Source organism: Aquibium microcysteis (genome assembly GCF_014495845.1).
Classification (GTDB): Bacteria; Pseudomonadota; Alphaproteobacteria; order Rhizobiales; family Rhizobiaceae; genus Aquibium; species Aquibium microcysteis.
This window is the reverse complement of sequence record NZ_CP061080.1, coordinates 2,307,649-2,329,188: the sequence shown is the minus strand read 5'-3', so window position 1 is coordinate 2,329,188 and position 21,540 is coordinate 2,307,649. Positions and strand designations below refer to the sequence as shown.

The 21,540-nt window shown below is 69.1% G+C and carries 17 protein-coding genes; 12 read left to right on the top strand and 5 right to left on the bottom strand.

The genetic code is table 11. The features are described 5' to 3' along the window. Nucleotides 1–114 precede the first annotated feature (114 nt). The 4 genes from groL to IAI54_RS10800 all read right to left on the bottom strand — a co-directional run bounded on the left by groL (nucleotide 115) and on the right by IAI54_RS10800 (nucleotide 5,533). Entirely contained in the window at nucleotides 115–1,767 is a 1,653-nt protein-coding gene (gene groL / locus IAI54_RS10815) for a chaperonin GroEL (protein ID WP_187972345.1), read from the bottom strand. Nucleotides 1,768–1,838: 71 nt separating this feature from the next. Then, nucleotides 1,839–2,135 (bottom strand): co-chaperone GroES, encoded by a 297-nt coding sequence (gene groES / locus IAI54_RS10810; RefSeq protein WP_187972344.1) that lies wholly within the window; start codon nucleotides 2,133–2,135, stop codon nucleotides 1,839–1,841. Between the two features lie 328 nt (nucleotides 2,136–2,463). Next, on the bottom strand, nucleotides 2,464–4,347 hold the full coding sequence (locus IAI54_RS10805) for a pilus assembly protein (protein ID WP_187972343.1): 1,884 nt from the start codon (nucleotides 4,345–4,347) through the stop codon (nucleotides 2,464–2,466). 100 nt (nucleotides 4,348–4,447) lie between these two features. After that, nucleotides 4,448–5,533, bottom strand: a complete 1,086-nt coding sequence (locus IAI54_RS10800; RefSeq protein ID WP_187972342.1) for an EAL domain-containing protein — start codon at nucleotides 5,531–5,533, stop codon at nucleotides 4,448–4,450. A gap of 314 nt (nucleotides 5,534–5,847) precedes the next feature. Here IAI54_RS10800 and IAI54_RS10795 point away from each other — a divergent pair, with 314 nt between their 5' ends. The 7 genes from IAI54_RS10795 (at nucleotide 5,848) to IAI54_RS10765 (ending at nucleotide 14,331) form a co-directional block, all read left to right on the top strand. After that, nucleotides 5,848–6,708: a TIGR01459 family HAD-type hydrolase gene (locus IAI54_RS10795; protein WP_187972341.1), complete on the top strand. Its 861-nt coding sequence runs from the start codon at nucleotides 5,848–5,850 to the stop codon at nucleotides 6,706–6,708. 24 nt (nucleotides 6,709–6,732) lie between these two features. Further along, the gene (locus IAI54_RS10790; protein WP_187972340.1) at nucleotides 6,733–7,725 is read left to right on the top strand and encodes a bifunctional riboflavin kinase/FAD synthetase; all 993 of its coding nucleotides are present in this window, start codon (nucleotides 6,733–6,735) and stop codon (nucleotides 7,723–7,725) included. Nucleotides 7,726–7,780: 55 nt separating this feature from the next. Continuing rightward, nucleotides 7,781–8,503 (top strand): SDR family NAD(P)-dependent oxidoreductase, encoded by a 723-nt coding sequence (locus IAI54_RS10785; protein WP_187972339.1) that lies wholly within the window; start codon nucleotides 7,781–7,783, stop codon nucleotides 8,501–8,503. Further along, nucleotides 8,500–9,240, top strand: a complete 741-nt coding sequence (locus IAI54_RS10780; RefSeq protein WP_187972338.1) for an SDR family NAD(P)-dependent oxidoreductase — start codon at nucleotides 8,500–8,502, stop codon at nucleotides 9,238–9,240. Before IAI54_RS10785 ends, IAI54_RS10780 begins: the two co-directional genes overlap by 4 nt. Before the next feature lie 127 nt (nucleotides 9,241–9,367). Next, on the top strand, nucleotides 9,368–10,165 hold the full coding sequence (locus IAI54_RS10775; RefSeq protein WP_187972337.1) for a MipA/OmpV family protein: 798 nt from the start codon (nucleotides 9,368–9,370) through the stop codon (nucleotides 10,163–10,165). Nucleotides 10,166–10,420: 255 nt separating this feature from the next. After that, a complete protein-coding gene (gene ileS / locus IAI54_RS10770) occupies nucleotides 10,421–13,474 on the top strand; it encodes an isoleucine--tRNA ligase (protein ID WP_187972336.1) in 3,054 nt (1,017 codons plus the stop codon). 182 nt (nucleotides 13,475–13,656) lie between these two features. Continuing rightward, nucleotides 13,657–14,331 (top strand): hypothetical protein, encoded by a 675-nt coding sequence (locus tag IAI54_RS10765; RefSeq protein WP_187972335.1) that lies wholly within the window; start codon nucleotides 13,657–13,659, stop codon nucleotides 14,329–14,331. A 60-nt stretch (nucleotides 14,332–14,391) separates the two neighbouring features. Here IAI54_RS10765 and IAI54_RS10760 read toward each other — a convergent pair whose 3' ends face one another. Beyond that, nucleotides 14,392–14,847 carry a nucleoside deaminase gene (locus IAI54_RS10760; RefSeq protein ID WP_187972334.1) on the bottom strand — a complete coding sequence of 152 codons (456 nt, stop codon included), beginning with the start codon at nucleotides 14,845–14,847 and terminating at the stop codon, nucleotides 14,392–14,394. A gap of 78 nt (nucleotides 14,848–14,925) precedes the next feature. On the opposite strand from IAI54_RS10760, the gene IAI54_RS10755 reads away from it, so the two are divergent. The 5 genes from IAI54_RS10755 (at nucleotide 14,926) to IAI54_RS10735 (ending at nucleotide 21,535) form a co-directional block, all read left to right on the top strand. Next, nucleotides 14,926–17,172 carry a pseudouridine synthase gene (locus IAI54_RS10755; protein ID WP_187972333.1) on the top strand — a complete coding sequence of 749 codons (2,247 nt, stop codon included), beginning with the start codon at nucleotides 14,926–14,928 and terminating at the stop codon, nucleotides 17,170–17,172. Between the two features lie 3 nt (nucleotides 17,173–17,175). Then, a complete protein-coding gene (gene rsmD / locus IAI54_RS10750) occupies nucleotides 17,176–17,730 on the top strand; it encodes a 16S rRNA (guanine(966)-N(2))-methyltransferase RsmD (RefSeq protein WP_187972332.1) in 555 nt (184 codons plus the stop codon). 123 nt (nucleotides 17,731–17,853) lie between these two features. Next, nucleotides 17,854–19,260, top strand: a complete 1,407-nt coding sequence (locus IAI54_RS10745) for a M16 family metallopeptidase (protein ID WP_420838274.1) — start codon at nucleotides 17,854–17,856, stop codon at nucleotides 19,258–19,260. Beyond that, the gene (locus tag IAI54_RS10740; RefSeq protein WP_187973412.1) at nucleotides 19,257–20,621 is read left to right on the top strand and encodes a M16 family metallopeptidase; all 1,365 of its coding nucleotides are present in this window, start codon (nucleotides 19,257–19,259) and stop codon (nucleotides 20,619–20,621) included. Before IAI54_RS10745 ends, IAI54_RS10740 begins: the two co-directional genes overlap by 4 nt. A 26-nt stretch (nucleotides 20,622–20,647) precedes the next feature. Beyond that, nucleotides 20,648–21,535: a patatin-like phospholipase family protein gene (locus tag IAI54_RS10735; protein WP_187972331.1), complete on the top strand. Its 888-nt coding sequence runs from the start codon at nucleotides 20,648–20,650 to the stop codon at nucleotides 21,533–21,535. Nucleotides 21,536–21,540: the final 5 nt, after the last annotated feature.

The following is a 21,540-nucleotide window of genomic DNA, read 5'->3' as shown; positions in this document are numbered from 1 at the left end:
CGGTGTCGACGGCGTGGCCATACGCAAGAGGGGCGGCCCTTGCGGACCGCCCCTCGCATTTCCGACCGGTTGGCTGGAAGGAGCCGGATCCTCGGGTCAAGCCCGAGGACAGGCTTAGAAGTCCATGCCGCCCATGCCGCCCATGCCGCCGCCCATTCCGCCGGGCATGCCGCCGCCGGCCGCTTCCTTCTTCGGAGCCTCGGCGATCATGGCCTCGGTGGTGACCAGCAGGCCGGCGACCGAAGCCGCGTCCTGGAGGGCGGTGCGGACGACCTTGACCGGGTCGACGATGCCCATGGCGATCATGTCGCCGAACTCGCCGGTCTGGGCGTTGTAGCCGTAGGTCTCGCTGCCGTTGTCGAGGATGCGGCCGGCCACGATCGACGCCTCGGCGCCGGCGTTGGACGCGATCTGACGGCAGGGAGCCTGCAGGGCGCGGCGGACGATGGCGATGCCGGCCTTCTGGTCGGCATTGGCGCCTTCACCCTGAATGGCCAGCGAGGCGCGCAGGAGCGCGGTGCCGCCGCCGGGAACGATGCCTTCTTCCACGGCCGCGCGGGTCGCGTTGAGGGCGTCGTCGACGCGGTCCTTCTTCTCCTTGACCTCGACCTCGGTCGAGCCGCCGACGCGGATCACCGCGACGCCGCCCGCGAGCTTGGCCAGGCGCTCCTGGAGCTTCTCGCGATCGTAGTCCGAGGTGGTCTCCTCGATCTGCTGCTTGATCTGGGCGACGCGGCCCTGGATCTCTTCCTTCTTGCCGGCGCCGTCGACGATGGTGGTGTTCTCCTTGGAGATCGACACCTTCTTGGCGCGGCCGAGCATGTCGAGGCCGACGTTCTCGAGCTTGATGCCGAGGTCTTCCGAGATCACCTGGCCGCCGGTGAGGATCGCGATGTCCTCCAGCATGGCCTTGCGGCGATCACCGAAGCCCGGAGCCTTGACGGCGGCGATCTTCAGGCCGCCACGCAGCTTGTTGACGACGAGCGTCGCAAGAGCCTCGCCCTCGACGTCCTCGGAGATGATGACCAGCGGCTTGGAGGTCTGGACGACCGCCTCGAGCACCGGCAGCATCGCCTGGAGGTTCGACAGCTTCTTCTCGTGCAGGAGGATGTAGGCGTCCTCGAGCTCGGCCACCATCTTGTCGGGGTTGGTGACGAAGTAGGGCGACAGGTAGCCGCGGTCGAACTGCATGCCTTCGACGACCTCGAGCTCGGTCTCGGCGGTCTTGGCTTCCTCGACGGTGATGACACCCTCGTTGCCGACCTTCTGCATGGCCTCGGCGATCATCTCGCCGATTTCCTTCTCGCCGTTGGCCGAGATGGTGCCGACCTGCGCGACTTCTGCGGAGGTGTTGATCTTCTTGGCGCTCTTGACGAGGCTGGCGACGGCTTCCGTCACGGCGAGGTCGATGCCGCGCTTCAGGTCCATCGGGTTCATGCCGGCGGCCACGGCCTTGTGGCCTTCCTGGACGATCGCCTGGGCCAGAACGGTCGCGGTCGTGGTGCCGTCACCGGCGATGTCGTTGGTCTTGGAGGCCACTTCGCGCACCATCTGGGCGCCCATGTTCTCGAACTTGTCCTCCAGCTCGATCTCCTTGGCGACGGTGACGCCGTCCTTGGTGATGCGCGGAGCGCCGAACGACTTGTCGATGACGACGTTGCGGCCCTTCGGACCGAGGGTCACCTTCACCGCGTCGGCGAGGATGTTGACGCCGCGCAGCATCCGCTCGCGGGCATCACGGGAAAAACGTACTTCCTTGGCAGCCATGTCTCAGCTCCTCAACAGTTTCGGCCGGTCGTCGTGCCTGGCCGTGGATCGGTTTGAATCAGGGGCTCGGCTCAGCCGATGATGCCCATGATGTCGGATTCCTTCATGATCAGCAGGTCTTCGCCGTTGAGCTTGACCTCGGTGCCCGACCACTTGCCGAAGAGCACGCGGTCGCCGGCCTTGACGTCCAGCGGAACCAGCTTGCCCGACTCGTCGCGCGCGCCGGAGCCGACGGCGATGATCTCGCCTTCCTGCGGCTTCTCCTTGGCGGTGTCCGGGATGATGATGCCGCCCTTGGTCTTCTCTTCCGACTGGACCCGGCGGACCACCACGCGGTCGTGCAGCGGGCGGAAATTCGTCTGTGACATGTTGGTATCCTCGATGCGGATGATGGAATTGTCCCGTCCGGCGGAACCGGACCGCGTTAGCACTCACCCGAAGGGAGTGCTAACGCGCCGCTCAGATAGGCGGATCGATCCGCGCTGTCAAGGGAAAGTGGAGAGCGTCCGGAGGGGGCGAGGCCCCCCTGCGCCGCGTACGGAACCGGACTTCACGCCGGCACCGCGCGGGCTACAGATGGCCATCCGCCGGTCGCCGTTCAAGACGCCCGCGACCGTTCGCGCGACCGCACGCCGCAGGACGACGAGGGGGACGGCCGGCGCGTGTCCGCCGGCCTTGCCCGGAGCATGCGCCGCGTCAGCCGACGAAGCGGAGGTTGGACAGTTCGTCGGCGATTTCCTTGAAGGTCTTTTCGAGCTCGCCGCCGGTGGTGTTCCAGAACAGCTTGGCGGCGTTTCCGTCGGCGTCCTTGCGGAATTTCGAATCGGAGGCGCAGGCCTTCAGCGCGGTAATCTGGCCGGCTTCGTCGGTCTTGCTGGAACTCAGGTCGAGCGCCACCGTCATCACGGTGACGCCGCTGGACTTGGCGTTCTCGCAGATGGCGTTCATGTGCTGGGTCATCGCGGTGGTGTAATTGGAATTCGAATAGGTGGAACTGCTCGCCGTCGTCCCCATGAAGATGCGCGACTTCGACTGTCCGGACTGGTTGACGGCCGTGTAGCCGTAGGCCGAGTAGATCGACTTGTTGCCCGCCGCATCGGCATAGCCGAGCGAGCTCGGCGTGTAGTAGGTGTTCGCGCCATCGGTGAGCACGATCACCACCTTGTCGTTTCCCTTCTCCGCCTCGGAGCGTCCCTCGGTGAAGGGCGCCGCGTGCGACAGCGTGCGCCAGCCCCAGGCGATGCCTTCCGGCACGTTCGTGGCGCCGAGCGGCGACATGGCGTCGATGGCGTTGGTCATGGCGGTCTTGCCGGCGACGGTCGTCACGTCCGTCAGGGCCGTGATGGGCTTCGTCGTGCAGGATTCGTTCGGTCCCGCGCCGCTGCCCGCCGCCGACGTGTCGTTGGGCTCGAAGTATTTCGGCATGTACTTCTGGCGTGTGCTGCTGCTCGACGACGAGGTCTGGTCGGCCCAGTAGCTGTTCGGCGCGCTTCCGTTCGAGCTCAGGTCCGTCTCGTCCGGGGCGAACATGGGCACGAAGAGGGTCGCCGGGGTCGAGGTCGTCGGTGCGGCATCGTTGAGGTTGTAGGGATGCGGTCGGACCTCGACGCAGCCCTGCCAGCTGGCATAGCTGCCGTAGGTGTAGCTGTAGGAACCGTAGTCGACCCAGCCATAGTTCCGGCAGCTGCCGCTGCTGCGGTAGCGCGTACAGACATACTGCCAGTCGCTGTTCCAGGTCTGGCTCGTGACGCGCTGCATGTCGTTGAAGAGGCTGAAGCGTGTGACCTTCTGGCCGGCGGCGCTACCCCAGCCGCTGCCGGCCTTGTAGTAGATGCCGCCCGACAACGTGACCTGCCTGTTCGACGGCATGGTCGACCAGTCGAAATTCTCGTGATGCACGGGCGAACGGCCGTCCGTGTCCATCCATGCCGCCGAGGCGTTGGTCGGTCCCACGTTCACCGAGGCGGCGAAAGGGACGAGCGAGAACTGCACCGGCTTGTCGACCTGCTTGATCTGGGCGGCCTGTCCGGCCAGCGTGTCGACCAGCTGCTTTGCAGCCGTCTTGAGGAGATCGATGCGCTTCTTGCCCGAGCCCGAGCCGGTGAAGTCCATAGAACCGGAGTTGTCGAGGACGAGCGCGACCTCCAGCGTGTTCTTGAGCCGCACCTTGGTCTGCGCGGAAATCTCCAGCGCGGTCTCGTCGAGCGAGAGGAGGGAGGCGAAGGTGTCGAAGAAGAAGGGCTGGAACGAAAAGGTGGCGTCGATGGTGAGCAGCCCGCCGCCGGTGTCGCTGCTCGGAAGGGTCAGGTTGAAGTCCGCGCTGCTGGTGTCGATGCCGTTCATGTTCGCCTGGAAGAAGTCCTTGGCATAGGTCTCCGTATCGGCCGCCGTGCCGCCGGCGATGTAGAAGCGGGCCGCGGCGATGCCGGCGGCATCCAGCGCGTTCAGCGCCAGCGAACGCTGCCGGCTCATTTCCGAGTAGTCGACCGCCAGCGCCAGCGCCCCGAGGATCGGCACGATCGACACCGCCGTCGCGATCGCGAAATTGCCGCGCCGGTCCTCAAGAAATCTGCGGAACATCCTGCACCCCTGCACCATCATGCCGGCGCATCCTGCCAGAGCGGTGCTAAGGTCCCGTTTGCGGTACGGTTCGAATGCCGGGTGCCGCGTCAACCGGGTGTTAACCGGCCTGTGCGTCGGCCATCGCGCCCGGCGTGTTCGCCGGCCCCGGGCGCAACCGCTTCGGCTCGGCGAAACGCGGACCGACCATCAGGTCGATGCCGAGGTCGAGCAGTTCGACCGCGTCCTCGTCGCTGCGGATCCCGCGCGCGACCAGCGCCAGACCTTCGGCCCGGGCCATGGCGACCAGTTCGGCGCCCATGGCCGCACCGCGGCGGATCTTCAGTCGGTCGAGCAGACGGTCGGCGTCGGCCTTCAGCGCCACGGTGCCGCGGTCGCGCAGCATGCGGATGCCTTCGGCCGGCTTGTCCCAGCCCTCGGCGGCGAAGCCAAGCCCGCAGGATGCGAGCGTGTCGATGCCGGCGGCGACGGCACCGGTGGAGGCGGCCAGCAGCGGGGCAGGGACCGACAGCACGAGCTGGTCGGCGAGAGCGGGATTGATGGTCACGAGCGCGGCGATCTCGGCGCAGTCCTTCGGATTGAGCAGCAGTTCCTCCGACACGGGGCAGTGCAGGGGCAGCCTGTCGCCCTTCGACCCCAGCCGGCGGCGCGCGATCTCGGCCGCGCGCAGGACCAGTGCCTTCTCGAACGCATTGCGGCGGACATGCCTTGTGGCGGACGACAGCCGGTGGATGTGGAGCGTCCTGCCGTCGATCTCCAGGCAGGCGTGGACGTCGAAGGCGACGCCGGCGTTGCGCGACACCGACACGATCGGCTCCAGGCTGAGCTCGAGTTCGCCGTCGTCCAGGATCCGGGCGAGGGCGATCTCGGTCGCGTCGGCGGGATCGGTCTTCGGCAGGCGGCGCCTGCCGGCCATCACCGGGTGTGGGATGACGTCGGCGGCGAGGGCGGGGGCCGCCGCCGACGCGCCGCGCAGGGCGACCGTGTCGATCTCGGTGCGCAGGCGCTCCTCGAGCAGCAGCCGCTCCGCGTCGGCAGCCTTGGTGCGGGCGTCGAGCGCGGCCAGCGCCGCATCGAGACCACGAGACAGCCGCGCCAGCTCGGACCTCGCCTTCCACGCCGTCCAGGTGGCGAGCCCCGCGGCCGCGAGCGCGACGGCCGCCAGCAGCAGGCTGACGAGGACCATGCCCGGCGCCGCGGCAGGGCCACCCGCACCTGCCGCAGCCGGCGAAGCCGCCGCGGCATGAAGCGCGGTTCCAACAACGGCCGCGGCAATGGCGGCACAGGCGATCTGTCGCATAACCCGTCCCTGGGGTCGGTGACGCGGACGCTCCCTCGCCGGGCGCCCGCCGTCACACGTCTCGTCCATCATACTGCAAGCCATTCTGCACCGCGAATGTGAAGCGAAACATAATGACAGGGTGAACGGCTTCAGTTAATGCCGGGGCCGCCGCGGCCCGGCGGGCGGCGGCAGGATCAACGGCCCAGCGAGGAGCGCCGATGCCCGACCAGCCGAGAATGATCGCATCGCTCGACGAGGTGGCCGACGGGTACGCCGCCCTGCTGTGCGACGTCTGGGGCGTGATTCACAACGGCATCCGGGCATTCGACGAGGCTTCCGAAGCGCTGGTGCGGGCGCGCGGGAAGGGCCTCGCGGTCGTCCTGATCACCAATGCGCCGCGCCCCTTTCCGGATGTCGAGGCGCAGCTCGGCGCGCTCGGCGTGCCTACGGAAGCCTATGACCGGATCGTCACCTCGGGCGACGTCACGCGGGACCTGATCGCGGAAGGCTCGCGGCGGGTGTTCCATATCGGACCCGATCGCGACCTGTCGATCTATGACGGCATGGACGTCGAACTCTGCGAGGAGCCGGAAGCGTCGAGCGTCGTCTGCACGGGACTGTTCGACGACGAGACGGAGACACCGGACGACTACGCCGACCTCCTGCAGCGGCTGCGCGCCCGCAACCTGCCGTTCATCTGCGCCAATCCCGACATCGTGGTGGAGCGCGGCGACCGGCTGATCTGGTGCGCCGGCGCGCTCGCCCGCGACTTCTCGCAGCTCGGCGGCCGCACGCTGATCTCGGGCAAGCCGCATCGCCCGATCTACGAGGCTGCGCTGAAGGCCGCCGGAGAGGTGCTGGGTCGGACGATCGGACCCTCCGACGTGCTGGCGATCGGCGACGGCGCGCTGACCGACCTGAAAGGCGCGACGCAGAACGACATCGACGCCCTCTACGTGTCCGGCGGCATCCACGCCCGCGACTACGGCGACACGCTGTCGCCCGATCCGGTGCGGCTGGCCGCCTTCCTCGACAGGCACGGCCACGCGCCGGCGGCCGTCATCCCGCGGCTGCGCTGAGAAATCGCCAGGACGAAGAGCGCGATGAGCCCGAAGCCCTTTCAGCGGATCGCCGATCCGGCAGCCCTGCCTGCTTCCCTGCGCGGCGGGGTGGCGGCGATCGGCAATTTCGACGGGGTGCATCGCGGCCACGTGTCGGTGCTCGATCGGGCGCGGGCGCTGGCCGAACGGATGGGCGCACCGGCCCTGGCTCTGACCTTCGAGCCGCATCCGCGGTCGGTGTTCCGGCCCGAGAAGCCGGTGTTCCGGCTGACCCCGGCGCCGCTGAAGGCCGAACTGATCCGCCGCGCGGGTTTCGATGCCGTCGTGGAGCAGGCGTTCTCGCGCGAATTCTCAGGCCTCAGCGCGGAGGACTTCGTCGGCCGTGTGCTGACCGACGGCCTCGGCATCGCCCATGCGGTGACCGGATTCGATTTCCATTTCGGCAAGAATCGCCAGGGCGGACCCGCCTATCTGATGGAAGCCGGACAGCGGCATGGCTTCGGCGTCACGCTGGTCGACGCGCTGCGCGACGAGGGGGCCGACGTCGTCTCGTCGAGCCGCATCCGCACGCTGCTGGAAGAGGGCGCCGTGGCCGAGGCGGCGGGACTGCTCGGCTACCGGTACACGGTGGAGGCCGAGATCGTCGGCGGCAAACAGCTCGGCCGGACCCTCGGGTATCCGACGGCGAACATGGCCCTGCCGCCGGAGACGGGCCTGAAATACGGCATCTATGCCGTGCGCCTGCGGCGGCCGGACGGGTCGCTCCACGACGGCGTGGCAAGCTTCGGCCGGCGCCCGACGGTGGACGCCGACGGCGCACCGCTGCTGGAGACCTTCGTCTTCGACTTCTCGGGCAGTCTCTACGGCGAGACCTGCCGCGTCTCGCTGTTCGGCTTCCTGCGCGGGGAGGAGAAGTTCGACGGACTCGACGCGCTGGTGGCCCAGATGAAGCGCGACGAAGCCGAGGCGCGGGCGCTGCTGGCGGGCGTGCGTCCGCTTTCGGCCGTCGACGTGGAGCTGTGCTTTTCGGGCTGACGATCACGCGGCTGTTTATCGACGCGGTGCCGGGGTTCTGGCAAAGCTCCGGCAGATGGGGAAGACGGGGCAGACTGCGGGACAGAAGCGGATCCTGATCACGGGGGCGACGTCGGGCATCGGCCTGGCGCTCGCCCGCCGGCACGCTCTGCATGCGACGGTGCTGGCGGCGGGGCGGAGACCGGCCGCGGAGGCCCGCGAGGTGCTTCCCGACGGCGTCGTCTACGTTCAGGCAGACCAGCACGAGCCGGAGCAGGCGGCTGCTGCGGTCCTCTCGGCGCTGGACGAGCTCGGCTGGGACGGCCTCGACCTCGCCATCCTCAATGCCGGCACGGGCCATGCCGTCGATCCCGCCGAGGAGACGCCGCAGATGCTGCGCGCCGTGCTCGACGTCAATCTTTTCGGCGCGATCGTGCTTTCGCAGGCGCTGCGGCCGCGGCTCGAGGCGGGGCAGGGGCGGCTGGTGCTGATCGGTTCGACCGCCCGCAAGGGGGCGGCCGCCTTTGCCAGCTACGCCGCCGCCAAGGCCGGTCTGCACGGATTCGGCCGCGCGCTCGCCGAGGAATGGCGGGGGCGCATCGCCGTGCAGGTGATCCATCCCGGCCCGACCGACACCGGGATGCACGCCCGCGCCGGACACGACCCCGGCCCGCTGCTGCGGCTGTTCGCCCGCACAGGGACCATGGCGCGGCTGATCGAACGGGCGATCGAGCGGGGGAGGGCGGTGGAGAGCATCGGCTTCGCGCGCTTCCTCGGACGCGGCGAGGGCGGACGGTGAAGAGCGCGCTGGTTACCGGAGGCAGCGCGGGTCTCGGCCGCGCCATCGTCGAGCGACTCCTGGCGGAGGGCTGGCGGGTGGTCTCGGTCGACCGGGCCGAAGGCGCGGCGATGCCCTATCTCGAACGGATCACCTGCGACCTCTCGGACCGGCCGGCCGTGGACGCGCTTTGCGGCAGGCTCGCGTCTGCGGGTCCGTTCCAGCTCGCCGTCTTCAATGCCGGCGTGAGCGCCACGGGCCGCTTCGAGGCGATCCCGCCGGAGGCCTACCGGCGGCTGACGACGGTGAATGCAGAGACGCCGATGATCCTGGCCGCGGACCTCGTGCGGACCGGACATCTCGCGGGGCCGATGTGCTTCGTCTCGTCCCTGTCGCATTTTACCGGCTATCCGGGCGCCGCCGTCTACGCGGCCACGAAGGACGCGATCGCCGTGTATGCGAAGAGCGTGCGCAAGCCTTTCGCGCGGCGCGGCGTCTCCGTCACGCTCGCCTGTCCCGGACCGCTGCGGACGGAACATGCCGAGCGGCATGCGCCGGCTGGCGCGGATGCCGGCCGGCGCATGCCGCCGGACCTCGCCGCCCGCATCATCCTCGACGCGACCTTCGCGGGGCGGCGGCTGGTGGTGCCTGGCCGGACGAACCGGCTCGCCGCGCTCGCCGGCACGCTGCTTCCCGGGACGATGATCCGCCAGATGCGCCGCCTGATCCTGGACCGGCTCGACCGGGAGGTCTGGTGAGACCGTTCACGAAAGATTCACCCGGCTGGTACAGGTTTCGTCAACCACAGGTCCGGTGTAGGATCGGCTGCGTAGAAGCAGCATCTTCACCTTCACCCGTCGTCCGCCCCTCGATCCGAGAGTGACCATGCCGAGAGCCTTTCTTGCCGCCCTGCCCGCCCTGGCGATCGCCGTTTCCGCCGTGCCAGCGCAGGCCGAGAGCTGGTTCTCCGGAGACTGGTACCTGAAGGTGGGCGGCGCCGGCTTCGTCGCGCCGGAGTTCAAGGGCGACGACGACTACCGCCTGCGCGGCCAGCCGCTGATCTCGTTCGGCCGGCAGGGCAGCTCGACGCCCTTCTCCTCGCGCAACGACAACATCTCGATCGGCCTCATCGACCAGGGCTATTTCCGCGCCGGCCCGACCGGCAAGCTCGTGTTCGGCCGTGACGACGACGATTCGGACGATCTCGCCGGCCTCGACCCGGTGCGCTTCGGCGGCGAGCTCGGCGTCTTCGCCGAATTCTACCCGGTCGACTGGCTGCGCCTGCGCGGCGAGGTGCGCCACGGCATCCGCTCGCATGACGGCATCACCGGCGATCTCGCCGCCGACGCCTTCATGGACGTGACGCCCGCCATCCGCATCTCGGGCGGTCCGCGCCTTGCCTTCGGCTCCGACGACTATTTCGACGCCTGGTACGGCGTGTCGCCCGACGAATCGATCGCATCCGGCCTGTCGGCCTATGATCCGGACGGTGGGGTCGAATCCGTCGGCTTCGGCGGCGCCATCACCTGGAAGGCCACCGACACGATCGAGACCAGCCTGTTCGGCGAGTATTCGCGGCTGATGGGAACGGCGGCGGATTCGAGCCTGGTGAAGGAACGCGGCTCCGAGCACCAGTTCCTGCTCGGCGTCTCGGCGACGTACCGGTTCGATTTTTCGATGTGACGAGTGCAGCGAGCGCCGGTTGCCGGTTCCCTCGCGACAACCCCCTTTCTTCCGCGCGGTTCGTCGGTTACAGGGTGCGCCATGACACCGAGCGCGGTCCTTCGCCCCTTCGCGATCCGAATTACCGGCCCGGCCTTCCGGGCGGCCTGAGCCGCCGGACGGTCCGGGACAGTCTACGCGCGCGATGCGCATTTCCAGTTCGAAGGAACCGGCCCGGCGCGGCGTCATGCCCCGGGTCCATGCAATGGCGAGACCATGACCGACACGCTCGACTATTCCAAGACGCTCTACCTGCCGAAGACCGACTTCCCGATGCGGGCGGGCCTGCCCGAGAAGGAGCCGCAGATCGTGGCCCGCTGGCAGGAGATGGGGCTGTACCGCCGCCTGCGCGAGGATGCCGCCGGCCGGCCGAAATACGTGCTGCACGACGGGCCGCCCTATGCCAACGGCAACATCCACATCGGGCACGCGCTGAACAAGATCCTGAAGGACGTCATCACGCGCTCGTTCCAGATGCGCGGCTTCGATTCCAACTACGTGCCGGGCTGGGACTGCCACGGCCTGCCGATCGAGTGGAAGATCGAGGAGAAGTACCGCGCGGCGGGCAAGAACAAGGACGAGGTGCCGGTCAACGAGTTCCGCCGCGAGTGCCGCGAGTTCGCGCAGCACTGGATCTCGGTGCAGGCGGGCGAGTTCAAGCGGCTCGGCGTCGAGGGCGATTTCGACAACCCCTACACGACGATGGCCTTCCATTCGGAGGCGCGGATCGCCGGGGAACTGCTGAAGTTCGCCATGAGCGACCAGCTGTATCGCGGCTCGAAGCCGGTGATGTGGAGCGTGGTGGAGCGGACCGCGCTGGCGGAGGCGGAGGTCGAGTATCACGATTACGAGTCGGATACGGTCTGGGTGAAGTTTCCGGTGGTTGAGCAGGCAGGTGCGGCTCCCGGTGGAGAATTTCCGGCCATGTTGATCGGCGCGTCCGTCGTCATCTGGACGACTACGCCCTGGACAATGCCGGGCAACCGCGCCGTCGCCTTCTCCCCGCGCGTGGCCTACGGGCTCTACGAGGTGACGGCGGCGGAGAACGATTTCGGGCCGCAGGCCGGCGAGAAGCTGATCTTCGCGGATGCGCTTGCCGAGGAGAGCTTTGCCAAGGCCAAGCTGTCGTTCAGAAAATTGAGTTCAGTTAACGATGCTGAGTTGTCTGGCCTCGTTCTGGCCCACCCCCTCCGCGGTCTCGGCGGAGGGTATGAGTTCCCCGTCCCGATGCTGCCCGGCGACCACGTCACCGACGATGCCGGCACCGGATTCGTGCACACGGCGCCGGGCCATGGCCGCGAGGATTTCGACGCGTGGATGGATGCGGCGAAGGAGCTGCGGGCGCGGGGGATCGAGACCGCGATCCCGTTCACGGTCGACGATGCCGGCTTCTTCACGAAGGACGCGCCCGGCTTCGGGCCGGACCGGCCGGGCGGGGCGGCGCGGGTGATCGACGACAACGGCAAGAAGGGCGACGCCAACAAGGTCGTCATCGAGGCGCTGATCGAGCGCGGCATGCTGTTTGCGCGCGGGCGGCTGAAGCATTCCTATCCGCATTCCTGGCGGTCGAAGAAGCCGGTCATCTTCCGCAACACGCCGCAATGGTTCGTCCACATGGACAAGGAACTCGGCGGGTACGGGCTTTCCTCCTTCCCTGCGGGGGAGATGGCGACGGTGGGGGAGGTCGGCGCCAAGGCACCCCCCTCTGCCCTGCCGGGCATCTCCCCCTCAAAGGGGGAGATCGGCCAGTCGCCGAAGCCCGACACCTTGCGCACCCGAGCCCTCGCCGCCATCGACGCGACGCGCTTCGTGCCCGCTGCCGGGCAGACGCGGCTGCGGGCGATGATCGAGGAGCGGCCGGACTGGGTGCTGTCGCGCCAGCGCGCCTGGGGCGTGCCGATCTGCGTGTTCGTGGCCGAGGACGGCACCGTGCTGAAGGACGCGGCGGTGAACGCCCGCATCCTCGACGCCTTCGAGCAGGAGGGGGCCGACGCCTGGTTCGCGGAGGGCGCGCGCGAGCGTTTCCTGGGTTCCCGCGCCGGCGAGCCGTGGACGATGGTTCGGGACATCCTCGACGTCTGGTTCGATTCGGGCTCGACGCATTCCTTCACGCTGGAGGACCGGCCCGACCTGAAATGGCCGGCCGACGTCTATCTCGAGGGCTCGGACCAGCATCGCGGCTGGTTCCATTCCTCGCTGCTGGAGTCCTGCGGCACGCGCGGCCGGGCGCCCTACGATGCCGTCATCACCCATGGCTTCACCATGGACGAGGACGGCCGCAAGATGTCGAAGTCGCTCGGCAACACGGTCGTCCCGCAGGACGTGATGGCCAAGTCCGGCGCCGACATCCTGCGGCTCTGGGTGATGACCACCGACTACTGGGAGGACCAGCGGCTCGGCAAGAACGTGCTGCAGACCAACATCGACGCCTACCGCAAGCTGCGCAACACGATCCGCTGGATGCTGGGCACGCTCGCCCATGACGAGGGCGAAGAGGTCGCACTCTCCGACATGCCCGAACTCGAGCGGCTGATGCTGCACCGGCTGGCCGAACTCGACCAGGTGGTGCGCAAGAGCTACGACGCCTTCGACTTCAAGCGCATCACCAAGTCGCTGATCGACTTCATGGTCGTCGACCTGTCGGCCTTCTATTTCGACGTCCGCAAGGATGCGCTCTACTGCGACGCGCCCTCGAGCCTGCGCCGCAAGGCCTCGATCGTGGTGGTGCGGCACCTGTTCGACTGCGTGGTGACGTGGCTGGCGCCGATGCTGCCCTTCACCATGGAGGAGGCCTGGCTCGACCGCCACCCGCAGGCGACCTCCGTGCATCTCGAACAGTTTCCGGAGGTTCCGGCCGGCTGGCGGGACGATGCCCTGGCCGAGAAATGGCGCAAGATCAGGCAGGTGCGGCGGGTCGTGACCGGCGCGCTCGAACTGGAGCGGGCGCGCAAGACGATCGGCTCCTCGCTGGAGGCGGCACCCATCGTGTATGTGGCCGACGAGGCCCTGATGGCTGCGCTCGACGGCACCGACATGGCCGAGATCGCCATCACCAGCGGCATCTCGCTGCGCGCCGGCGCGGCGCCGGCCGAGGCCTTCACGCTGGACGAGGTGAAGGGCGTCGGGGTGATGTTCGCACAGGCCGGCGGGACGAAATGCGCCCGTTCCTGGCGCTATACCGACGACGTGGGCTCCGATCCGGACTATCCGGACGTCTCGGCACGCGACGCGGCGGCGCTGAAGGAACTGAAGGCGCTGGGGCGGATCTGACGGCTTGGCGGGCGGCCGCCACCGCCCGCCTGCCATCCACTCCGGCCCGCGCATTGCCGTGCCGGGCCGGTTGCTGTACACGACGTCAGCGCTCGCGCGTCATCTTGTTGCCGGATTTCCGACCCAACAGTCGGCAACCACGACGCGGCGAGCGAACGGCCGTCGGGAAAGGCGAATTACGGATGAAGTCTGGCGTCACACACGCGCTTCGCAGGAAGGCACCGCAGGGGCTGGTGCTGGCCGCGACGATCGCAACGCTGTCGGGTTGCATGGGTTCGCCGACCTACGGCACCGACAAGCCTGCCGACCAGCAGCTTCTGGAAGACATCACCGGCGTCCTGTCTCTCGCGCCGAAGAACGACCAGCGCATCGAGTACAAGCCGCGTCCGGAACTGGTGAAGCCCGCCTCGCTTTCAACCCTGCCGACGCCGCAGGACAGCGTGGTGGCCTCGGCCAACCCCGACTGGCCCGAATCGCCCGAGCAGCGCCGTGCCCGCATCCGCGCCGAGGCGACCGCCAACCGCGACAACATGGATTTCTCGCCCGAGGTGGTGGATACGGCCGCCGTATCGGCACCGGCGCCCGTGCGCAACGCGCGTGGCGACGTGGTCGACACGTTCACCGGCAACGGCAAGCAGACCCGCAAGGAGTTCAACCGGCGCCTCGCCGAGAACCAGCAGGGCAGCGCCACCACGCGCCGCTACCTCAGCGAGCCGCCGACGGAGTATCGCAAGCCGGTCGAAACCGCGCCCGTGGGCGACGTCGGCGAGGAAGAGTGGCGCAAGGAACAGCGCCGCAAGGCGGCTGCCGGCGGCGGCAGCACGTTCAGCTGGCGCGACCTTATCCCGGGCTTCTGACCCGGCTCGGTCGGCTGGCGGGAGGTCGACCGGAACGCGCGCGGTCATCGCGCCGGCCCTTCAGTTTTCCTGCCTGCGCGCGCGAAAGAAGTCGCGCAGGATGGCCGCAGCCTCCCGTTCCCCGATTCCCGGATAGACGTCCGGGGCATGGTGGCAGGTCGGCTGCGTGAAGAAGCGCGGGCCGTTGACCACCGCGCCGCCCTTCGGGTCGTCCGCGCCGAAATAGAGGCGGCGGATGCGCGCGAAGGAGATTGCGGCCGCGCACATTGCGCAGGGCTCCAACGTCACGTAGAGATCGGCCGAACCGATGCGTTCCGAGCCTGCTTCGCTGCAGGCCTGGCGGATCGCGAGGATCTCGGCGTGGGCGGTCGGATCGGCGCGTTCGCGGGTCCGGTTGCCGGCGCGGGCGACGATGACGCCGTCGACCACGACGACCGCGCCGACCGGCACCTCGCCGCGTTCGGCGGCCGCGCGGGCCTCGGCCATCGCTTCACTCATGAATTCCGGGCGTTTCAACGCTCATCCTTCCTGACTATTCCACTCGCGCCGGGCTGGCGTTGCTGTTAGTTAGCCGCGCGGAAAGGCAAAGGCCACATGGACGACGATACGAACGAAAAGGGCGGCAAGGGCCGGCGCGGCGGCGACGCCCCGCGCAAGCGGTCCTCCAGGCCGCAGACCGATGGCTATGCGGGAGCGAAAAAGCCGGCGGCCGCGGGTGCGAAGGCCGGCGAACGCCCTGCGCGGCGCTTCGACGGCGACAAGCCGCGCGGCCCGGCCGGCGAGGGCAAGCCCTATCGTTCGAAGGCGCCCGCGGGTGACAAGCCGTATCGGCCCCGTCCCGAGGGCGAAGCCAGGCCCTATCGCGCCCGCAAGCCGGACGGCGAGGCAGGCTCCGCGGAGCGTCCGTCGCGCCGGTTCGACCGCGACGAGACGCGCTCTTCGGGCGGCGATCGTCCGCGCAAACCCTATGTGAAGCGTGCGCCTTCCGGCGACGGTCCGGCCGGCGAACGCCCGGCGCGGCGCTTCGACGGCGACAGGCCGCGCGGCCCGGCCGGCGAGGGCAAGCCCTTCCGGTCCGGCGGCGCATCGGCCGGCGGCAAGCCGTATCGTCCTCGCCCCGAGGGCGATGCCAGGCCCTATCGCGCCCGCAAGCCGGACGGCGAGGCGGGTTCGGCGGAGCGTCCGGCGCTCCGGTTCGACCGCGACGAGACGCGTTCGGGCGACGATCGCCCGCGCAAGCCCTACGTGAAGCGTGCTCCCGCGGGAGACGGGCCGGCCGGCGAACGCCCGGCGCGGCGCTTCGACGGCGACAGGCCGCGTGGCCCGGCCGGCGAGGGCAAGCCCTATCGTTCGAAGGCGCCCGGCGGCGACAAGCCGTACCGTCCCCGGCCCGAGGGTGACGCAAGGCCCTATCGCGCCCGCAAGCCGGAAGGCGAGGGTGCGGCGGAGCGTCCGGAGAGGCGCTTCGGGGCCGACAAGCCGTTCGGCGACCGCAAGCCGCGCGAGGAGCGCGGCGAGCGGCAGTTCCGCACCGACAAGCCGTTCCGCGGCGAGAAGCCCGGCTTCCGGGAGCGCCCGCGCGGCGCATCGGCGGAAGGGCGCGGCGGCGACCGGTCCTCGGCTGCGACGGAGGAGGCGGGCGCCGTGCCCGAGCGGATCGCCAAGCGGCTCGCCCGCGCGGGCGTCGCTTCGCGCCGCGATGCCGAATCGCTGGTGGCCGATGGCCGGGTGGCGGTGAACGGCACGGTTCTGACGAGCCCGGCCTTCAACGTGACCGCTTCCGACCGGATCACCATCGACGGTCAGGCCATCCCCGAGATCGAGCGGACGCGGCTGTTCCTGTTCCACAAGCCCGGCGGGCTGGTGACCACGAACCGCGACCCCGAAGGCCGGCCCACCATCTTCGAGGCGCTGCCCGAGGAACTGCCGAGGCTGATCACGGTCGGCCGCCTGGACATCAACACCGAGGGCCTGCTGCTCCTGACCAACGACGGCGGGCTGGCGCGGCTGCTGGAACTGCCCGCCACCGGCTGGCTGCGGCGCTACCGCGTGCGCGTGCACGGGCATGTCGACGAAACGCAGCTCGCCGCGCTGCGCGACGGCGTGGCGGTCGACGGCGTCTTCTACGGCGCCGTCGAAGCGACGCTCGACCGCGAGCAGGGCTCCAACGCCTGGCTGACGATCGGGCTGCGCGAAGGCAAGAACCGCGAGGTGAAGAACATCCTCGCTTCGCTCGGCCTCGAGGTGACGCGGCTCATCCGCATCTCCTTCGGTCCGTTCCAGCTCGGCGAACTCGCCGAGGGCGCGGTTCAGGAGATCAAGGGCCGCATGCTGCGCGACCAGCTCGGCGAGCGGCTGATCGAGGAATCGGGAGCCAATTTCGATGCGCCCGTGATCACGCCGTTCTCGAACAAGCCGACCGTCGCTGCACGCCCGGAACCCGCGTCCGACCGTCCCGAGCGCGGCGGCGCCCGTTCGGAGCCGGGCGAGGGCGGGCTGATCAAGAACCGCAAGCGCGATCGCGAGGCGCATCGCGAGACCGTGCTCGGCCGGCTGCAGACCACGCGGCCGTCCTTCGGCAAGAAGCGCGAGAACCGCGAAGAGCGCGAGGAGAAGGCCTATACGTCGCCGCGGGCGCGCTCGTCCAACGTCTGGATGGCACCCGGTGCACGGCCCCAGGGCAAGACGGACGAGACCGAGGCCGCGCCCAAGCGGGCGTCGCGTCCAGCGCCGCGCAAGGCCGGCGGCGATTCGCGTCCCGCTCCGTCGCGCAACGGCCCCGGCAAGGGGCCGGCAGGCGGGGTCGGCCGCGGCCCGCGCAAGCCGCGCCGGGACGACTAGCCGATGCGGATCGTCGGAGGCGCGTTTCGCGGCCGCACGCTCGCGACGCCGAAGAGCCAGGCGATCCGCCCGACGACCGACCGCACGCGCGAGTCGATCTTCAACGTGCTGTCCCATCGCAATGGCGGGCTGCTGGAAGACGCGCGCGTGCTCGACCTGTTCGCGGGCACCGGCGCGCTTGGGCTGGAGGCGATCTCGCGCGGCGCCGCGCACTGCCTGTTCGTCGAGGAGAGCGCGGAGGGACGCGGTCTCATCCGCACCAATGTCGAGGCCTTCGGCCTGCAGGGCCGGACCAGGATCTTCCGCCGCGACGCGACGTCGCTCGGCAGCGTCGGCACGATCGCGCCGTTCGACCTCGTCTTTGCGGATCCACCCTACGGCAAGGGCCTCGGCGAGCAGGCGCTCGCCTCGGCACGGGCGGGAGGCTGGCTGAAGCCCGGCGCGCTCTGCGTGGTCGAAGAGGCCGCGGCCGCGGCCTTCGGGCGGGTCGAGGGCTTCGCGGTCGTCGACGAGCGCCACTATGGTGACACGATCATCCGCTTCATCGAAGCGGACTGAGCTCCGGCTCGGCCGCATCGATTCCGCCTGCGGCGACATGACGGATAATTCATCCGCCAGGCGCTTCACAGGCCAGGCCCGCCGCCCCATGTCAGCGGCATCAACAATCCGAGGTGATTGCGAATGGACGAAAAACGCCACGGCACGCGGGGACGGAGGATCATCCCGGCGCTGCTGATCGCGCTCATGGCGGGCGCCGCTCCCCTGTCTCCGGCGGCCATGGCCGCGCAGACCGCGTCGGCGCCACAGCAGCAGTCCAGCGACGTGACGAGCTTCGTGCTCGACAACGGACTGCAGGTGGTGGTGATCCCCGATCGCCGCGCTCCGGTCGTCACCCACATGCTGTGGTACAAGGTGGGCAGCGCCGACGAGGATCCCGGCAAGTCGGGCATCGCGCATTTCTTCGAGCACCTGATGTTCAAGGGCACGAAGAACCATCCGGCAGGCGCGTTCTCGCGCCGGATCGCCGAGATCGGCGGCCAGGAAAACGCTTTCACATCCTATGATTACACCGCCTACTTCCAGCAGGTGGCACCCGATGCCCTGGCCGACATGATGCGGTTCGAGGCGGACCGGATGACCAACCTCATCCTCACCGACGAGGTGATCGGCCCCGAGCGCGACGTCATCCTGGAGGAGCGCAATTCGCGCGTGGAGAGCGAGCCCGGCTCGCTGCTGGGCGAGGAACTCGACGCCACGCTCTACCAGAACCATCCCTATCGCATCCCGGTGATCGGCTGGATGCACGAGATCGAACAGTTGAACCGCGCCGACGCGATCGACTTCTATCAGCGCTATTATGCGCCGAACAACGCCGTGCTGATCGTGGCCGGCGACGTCGAGGCGTCCGAGGTCCGGCTGATGGCGGAGGAGACCTATGGCAAGGTGCCGCGCGGGCCCGACCTGCCGCCGCGCATCCGGCCGAGCGAGCCGGAGCAGAACACGGCGCGCACGGTGACGCTTTCGGATCCGCGTGTCTCGACGCCGAGCTTCCGCAAGGCCTGGGTCGTGCCGTCCTACACGACGGGCGCGGACGGCGAGGCCGAGGCGCTCGACCTCCTGTCGGAAATCCTCGGCGGCGGACCCCGCTCGCGCGCCTACGAGGCGCTGGTGGTGGAACAGGGCATCGCCTCGTCGGCGGGAGCCTGGTACCAGTCCGACGCGCTCGACGAGACCTCGTTCCAGATCTACGCCTCGCCGCGCGGCGACGCGACGCTTCAGGATGTGGAAAAGGCGATGGACGCAGAGATCGCCCGGATCGCCGACGAGGGCGTCACGGAGGCGGAACTCGCCGCCGCCAAGAAGCGCTACGCGCGCAGCCTGATCTTCGCCCGCGACAGCCAGAGCGGCATGGCTCGGATCTACGGCTCGACCCTGACCACGGGCGGCACGATCGAGGACATCGAGAAATGGCCCGAGCGGATCGAGGCCGTCACCGCCGAACAGGTGCGCGACGCCGCGCGCCGCCATCTCGACCAGAGCCGCTCGGTGACGGGCTACCTGCTGCCGGCCGGAGGAGACCGCTCATGAGGCGCTTCGTACTCGCCACCCCTTCATCGGACATCATCATGAAACCGGTCACCGCTGCATTCCTGGCTCTGTCGCTCACCGCGGTCGCGATGGTCGCGCCTGCTCAGGCGGCGGTGAAGATCCAGGAAGTCACCAGCGAAAGCGGCGTCACCGCCTGGCTGGTCGAGGACTACACCGTGCCGATCATCGCGGTGAACTTCGCCTTCGAGGGCGGCAGCACGCAGGATCCGGTCGGGAAGGAGGGGCTCGCCGAGGTGATGAGCGGGCTGTTCGACGAGGGGGCCGGCGACATGCCGCGCGCTTCGTTCCAGGAGGCGCTCGACCTGTCGGGCGCGGAGATGTCGTTCAACGTCAGCCCGGATGCCTTCTTCGGGTCGCTGCGGACGCTGGCGGAGGATCGCGAGGAGGCGTTCCGCCTGCTGCGGCTCGCCGTCAACCAGCCGCGTTTCGACCCGGAACCCCTGGCGCGCATCCGGGCCCAGATGATCGCCGGCATCGAGGCGCGCGCCAACGATCCGGACCAGGCGGCCTCGATCGCCTGGGCGAACGCGATCTATGGCGACCACCCCTATGCGCGCCGCAGCGAAGGGACGCCCGAGACGCTGGCCACGATCACCGCCGAGGACCTGAAGGCGCTGCACGAGAACCTGTTCGCCCGCGACAATCTCGTCGTCGGCGTCGTCGGCGCGATCGATGCGGAAACGCTCAAGGCCGAACTCGACCGCGTCTTCGGCGCGCTGCCGCAGACGCCCGACCTGCGCCCCGTCGCGCGCGTGGAGCCGAAGCTGGACCAGGAGATCGCGGTGTCGTTCCCCGTTCCGCAGGCCAGCCTGCGCCTGGCCTTTCCCGGCGTCGATCGCGACGATCCGCGTTTCTTCGCGGCCTACATGATGAACCACGTCCTGGGCGGCGGCACCTTCTCGTCGCGGCTGTTCGACGAGGTGCGCGAGAAGCGCGGCCTCGCCTACGGCGTCGGGTCGTCGCTGGTGAACCGCGACCACTCGTCGGCGCTGATGATCGGTACGTCGACGCGCGCCGACCGGGCGGCGGAGACGCTGTCGGTGATCCGCGACGTCATCGCCCGCATGGCCTCCGAGGGGCCGACGGAGCAGGAACTCGCCGATGCGAAGGCCTACGTGATCGGCAGCTACGCCATCAACAACCTCGATTCGTCGGGAGCGATCGCGCGGACGCTGGTCCAGCTCCAGATGGACGATCTCGGGATCGACTACATCGACCGGCGCGGCGACCTCATCGCGGCCGTGACGCTGGACGAGGTGAAGGCAGCGGCAAAGGACTTGCTGTCGGCGCAACCTGCCATCATGATCCTTGGACCGGATGCATCCGCCGGGGGCCAGTAGCGCGCCGACGGACAAGGATCACGCCGATGCACGGGCAAATCCCCGCTTCGCATGACGCTTCGACGCGGTCGGGGCCGACCTTCGCCATCGCCTTCGGCGGCGGAGGCGCGCGGGGACTCGCTCACATCCATGCCATCGAGGCGCTCGACGAACTCGGCATCCGGCCCGTCGCCATCGCCGGATCCTCCATCGGCGCGATCATGGGCGCGGGCATGGCAGCGGGCATGTCGGGCCGGGAGATCCACCGCTACGCCCATTCGATCCTGAGCCGCCGCGCCGAGGTGGCGGCGCGGATGTGGCGGGCGCGCCCGGGCACGTTCGCCGAATTCATGGATGGCGGGCTGCGGCTCACCCAGTTCAACGTCGAGCGCATCCTCGGAGCCTTCCTGCCCGCCGCGATCCCGCAGACCTTCGAGGAGCTCGACATTCCGCTCAGCGTGACGGCAGTCGATTTCTACCGGCACGAACAGGTGGTCTTTGCCGAGGGTGATCTGCCGTCGGCCATCGGGGCCTCCGCGGCCATACCGGCGGTTTTCCGTCCGGTGCGTCGCGACGGGCGGATCCTGATCGACGGCGGCATCTGCAATCCGGTGCCCTTCGACCTGATCGAGGGCAAGGCCGACATCACCATCGCCATCGACGTCGTCGGGACGCCGTCGCCGAACAACCGGCGCATCCTCAATTCGCTCGAACTGGTGTTCGGCTCGACCCAGCTGATGATGCAGACGATCATCCAGATGAAGCTCAAGACCTGCCGGCCGACGATCTTCCTGCGCCCGCCGGTGTCGCGTTTCAGGGTCCTCGACTTCCTGCGCATGGAGGCGATCATGGCACAGACGGCGCCGCTCAAGGACGAGCTGAAGCGCTCGATCGAAGCCGCGCTCGCCGCGCACGAGACATTCGAGCCCGTCTGAGCGGC